The organism is Bifidobacterium sp. (assembly GCF_051876855.1).
GTDB lineage: Bacteria > Actinomycetota > Actinomycetes > Actinomycetales > Bifidobacteriaceae > Bifidobacterium.
This window is the reverse complement of the sequence record NZ_JBJEIH010000008.1, coordinates 1-3,436: the sequence shown is the minus strand read 5'-3', so window position 1 is coordinate 3,436 and position 3,436 is coordinate 1. Positions and strand designations below refer to the sequence as shown.

Genomic DNA, 3,436 nt, shown 5'->3' with positions numbered 1-3,436 from the left:
AGAGAAGGGCGGTTGACGGGTAAATTCGAGCAGATCAGTTCCCGCGTACGTTTCGAGAGTCAGCAAGACAATCCCTCGCCACTGGTATGGCTGGATGATGAGGAATGCCATGACACAGCACGTGCACGGTTGGAAGAACTTTCGCCTGCGGCTCCGGTGTTGATGATTCGTCCGGATGAGCGCATCGGTGCCTCTCGCCGGCAGTGGAAGCTGATTCAGGATTTCATCGCGCATCCGGACGCGTACCCGACCGTCACACTCGATGAGGAACCTACGATTCGAAGCCGCTCCGGACATCTTGGGCTGTAGCGGTCAAAATGCGGAAGGACGGGAATCGCATGAACTGTACAGCATACACGACAGCGCCAGACTCCGATCGATATTGAATTGGGGGTGTCTAGCGCTGTTGTTGTTGCCGTATCTGGTGATTCAGTGTTTTAGCTGATTCTTGAACAGCTGAATCGCCTCAATTGGGATGTTGGCAGTGTAAGCGAGGTCCATGTCATGGATTTCTTTGACGAGGTCTTCCATGCTCATCACGGGGATGCCCGTATATTCCGCCCTTGTGCTGGTCGGGGAATTCGGGTCGATTACGACATTGCGAACCGCCGACCAGCGCACATCGCTGACATCCGGAGTGCCTTCCGGTCCCGGAACGAAGCAGATCACCCATTTCGCACTGATCTGGTACCGGTCGAGCAGTGGTCTCCAAGCTCCGGCTTGACGCACCATGTTCTGCGACGTGGGTAGCGTGACCAGGCCGTTCGGGCCCGTCACGAACGCGTGTTTGGCCTTGCTGGTGCGTGCGATGGTGTTGTCTCCCATGCAGATGTACTTGGTGTCCTTGCCGCCTTTGTAGTACTTTGCGTCAACGAACCAGGCATGTAATTGTCCGGCATGGTCAATGCCGAGCAGCACACAGTCAATGTCTGCGGTTGTTTTCTGCCCACGATCATTCAGGCCATACAGGCTATAGAATGCATCAACATTCAAACCACCCTCGTTGAAGGCGGCGATGATACCGGCAAGGACGCGCTCGCCTTTGCTGCCGGACTTGATGTTTGATGTGGCAAATCCGCTGTTTTTCAGGCCGATTCCCGGAGTACCGTAGAGTTGCCCCTTCTGGCGCGCGGCATTGAGATCCGCTTTCATACCAGCATGGTATGCGTTGCCTTCTGAATCGCCATACAATTCCTTGGAGGCATCTTGGTCGACCACTCGGAATCCGTAGAAGTCGGGTTCTCCGGGTGCTGCTTGGGCGATTTGCGCGGCATTCACCACATCCATCAGCGGACCGGGGTCTTGCTGCTGCAACCAGTTCGCATCATCTTTGCAGATGGTATTCGCCACCAGTTTGATTGGCAACGATAGCAGTGCGAGGGCAATTACGGCTTCAATTATCGGCCAAGCGAGTTCATTGAGTCCGAGATGATCGCCAGGGTACAATCCAGAACTCGCCCGAATGAAGCTCTGATTCGCTGACATCGCAAGAAGCCATGCGGGGAGATTTGCTGCATAGCCCATGAGCGCATATTTGATTCTTGCGCTCCTGGAGTGCGATCCGGGGGTCTTCGAAAAACCGCTGAAGGAAAGCACCAGTCCAATCAGCGAACCGATGAATGTCAGTGCTACTGCGGCAGCATCGCTCATATACATGTCAGTCACCATCCACTTCAACAGATTCAACCGTCACGTTGCCATCACCTTCGGCAATGGCAGGGTTGCTTGTAGGGTACGTGCGAGTGCCAGCGGAGGAAGTAGTGCCGGAACCAGGTTCATTCTGCCTGCGTGCTCCGAATGACACGCTCGAGAAAATGGACGGATCTGGAGCCATATACGGACGGTTTTGCGTTCCTGCGCGCTGCGGTTGTTGTGGTGTGGGCGCAGATGCATGCTGATCCTTCTGATTCTGATAGATGTCGTAGCCCTTCGTGACGGCGAACAAGATCATACCCGGAATCAGCAGGCCGGTTGCCGGCTCGGAATTACCGCTGATGTATCCGCCGATTGCCATGAGGATGAGCGCGAGACCGCCATCGCTGGCGATGAGTTTTACCGTGACAATGGGGTGAGTGGTCAACAGCTTGAGATGCTGAACGGTCTTGACAAGAAACCAGATCACCGCGCCAAACAGGATGATGGCGCCTGCGAGGACATTAAAAACATGGGTCAACATGGATGATATTTCCTTCCTTGATATCGTTCTGTTTCATATGCGCTTGTAGTTGGAATCCAAGTTCCGTTCCTTGCGCCTATTGAGCACTACGGGACAATCGTCTTTTCTTGTGGTGCGGGAACGGTTTTGGATACTAGGAAACGCCAGAATTCTGGTGTTTCCTCGGAGTGTTGTATTGTGCCCGCTCGGGCGCGTCGGTGTTGTCGTGCGCCCGAGCGGGGGATTCGTGACCGGCGTCTGGTTTATTCCTGGGTCACTCCGTCGCGTTGAGCGAGGAACCGTAGATAGTACTGGATGGCCATACGCAGGTAGTTGCGGTTCACACGACGTGAGTTTTTGATGAACTCTGGGTCTGACATGATTGCGTCGTACACGGGCTTGAACTTTTCGTACGAGTCATAGTCGAAGGCCGTGGGCTGGACCTTGTCGGCGAGGGTGCTGCCGGTCTTGGCGAGGACTTTGGACATGTGACGCAGATGGCTCACCTGCGTCACAACGGTGATTTCGCTCAGCAGCTTGCCTGTGTGCGGTGACGGAGTCTGCAGCGCCCATCCGAGGAATTCCTTGCGGAGCGCATCAGAATCTGCGACGGCCGGTGCGGAATCAGATGGCGTTTCCGCGACCGTCTCAGCATGCGTGATGCGTTTCGCCGCATCGGCTTCTTGGCGGTCGAGTTCGAGGTCGACTTCGTCGGGTTCGATGTCCTCCTCCCACACCCACGGGCGGTCGGCGACCTCAAGGCCGTTGTCGAGTTCACCGTCATCGGCGAAACCGGTGAGCTCGGCGAACGCGATCGCTTCCTCGGCCGTGCCGAACCACGCGGCATTGTCCGCGATGCTCACCCATTCCGGCCGGGCGCCGTCCAGGTTGTCGTCATACAGGAAGAACCCGTCCTTGACACGACGAATCGCGTACTCAATACCATTCTCAGCAGTCATGATGACTTACCTTTCTGCGCTCTGTTGAGCGCGGTCTCTGGGAACCTGGCTGGTTCCTCGCACGTCCCATATATGCGTCCCGAATGGAGTCGGCGTGTCGTTGGGAAGTTGTTGCCGTGCGCAGCCCCTACATGCGTCCCCGATGCGCAAATCGACGATATTCGCTATTGGCGAACAAAATATGCTGTGTTCAACGATTTCCCGTTGTATGTGCGCTGTGAACTGATTGCGTTCGGTGTTATTCGGCTGCGCGCTTTTGGTGTCATCTTCTTCATTGCAAGGATGTACTGCGAAGTGCATTGTCGGAATAAAACCAAGTTGT

3 protein-coding genes and 1 pseudogene are annotated in these 3,436 nt (G+C 55.4%); 1 reads left to right on the top strand and 3 read right to left on the bottom strand.

Features of this window, described 5'->3' with window-relative positions; genetic code table 11:
- Nucleotides 1–309, top strand: a pseudogene (locus ACI38B_RS00205) (hypothetical protein); the annotation flags it as partial.
- Nucleotides 310–429: 120 nt separating this feature from the next.
- On the opposite strand, the gene ACI38B_RS00200 reads toward ACI38B_RS00205, so the two are convergent.
- From ACI38B_RS00200 to ACI38B_RS00190, 3 genes are all read right to left on the bottom strand, one after another.
- Entirely contained in the window at nt 430–1,650 is a 1,221-nt protein-coding gene (locus ACI38B_RS00200; RefSeq protein ID WP_439729034.1) for a hypothetical protein, read from the bottom strand.
- A gap of 7 nt (nt 1,651–1,657) precedes the next feature.
- Complete coding sequence (locus tag ACI38B_RS00195; protein WP_439729033.1) at nt 1,658–2,176, bottom strand: hypothetical protein; 519 nt, start codon at nt 2,174–2,176, stop codon at nt 1,658–1,660.
- 242 nt (nt 2,177–2,418) lie between these two features.
- Nucleotides 2,419–3,114 (bottom strand): hypothetical protein, encoded by a 696-nt coding sequence (locus tag ACI38B_RS00190; protein WP_439729032.1) that lies wholly within the window; start codon nt 3,112–3,114, stop codon nt 2,419–2,421.
- Nucleotides 3,115–3,436: the final 322 nt, after the last annotated feature.

Excerpts from the sequence above, each read along its gene's own strand:
- ACI38B_RS00190 (WP_439729032.1), bottom strand. The coding sequence starts at position 3,114 with ATGACTGCTGAGAATGGTATTGAGTACGCGATTCGTCGTGTCAAGGAC.
- ACI38B_RS00200 (WP_439729034.1), bottom strand. The coding sequence starts at position 1,650 with ATGAGCGATGCTGCCGCAGTAGCACTGACATTCATCGGTTCGCTGATT.
- ACI38B_RS00195 (WP_439729033.1), bottom strand. The coding sequence starts at position 2,176 with ATGTTGACCCATGTTTTTAATGTCCTCGCAGGCGCCATCATCCTGTTT.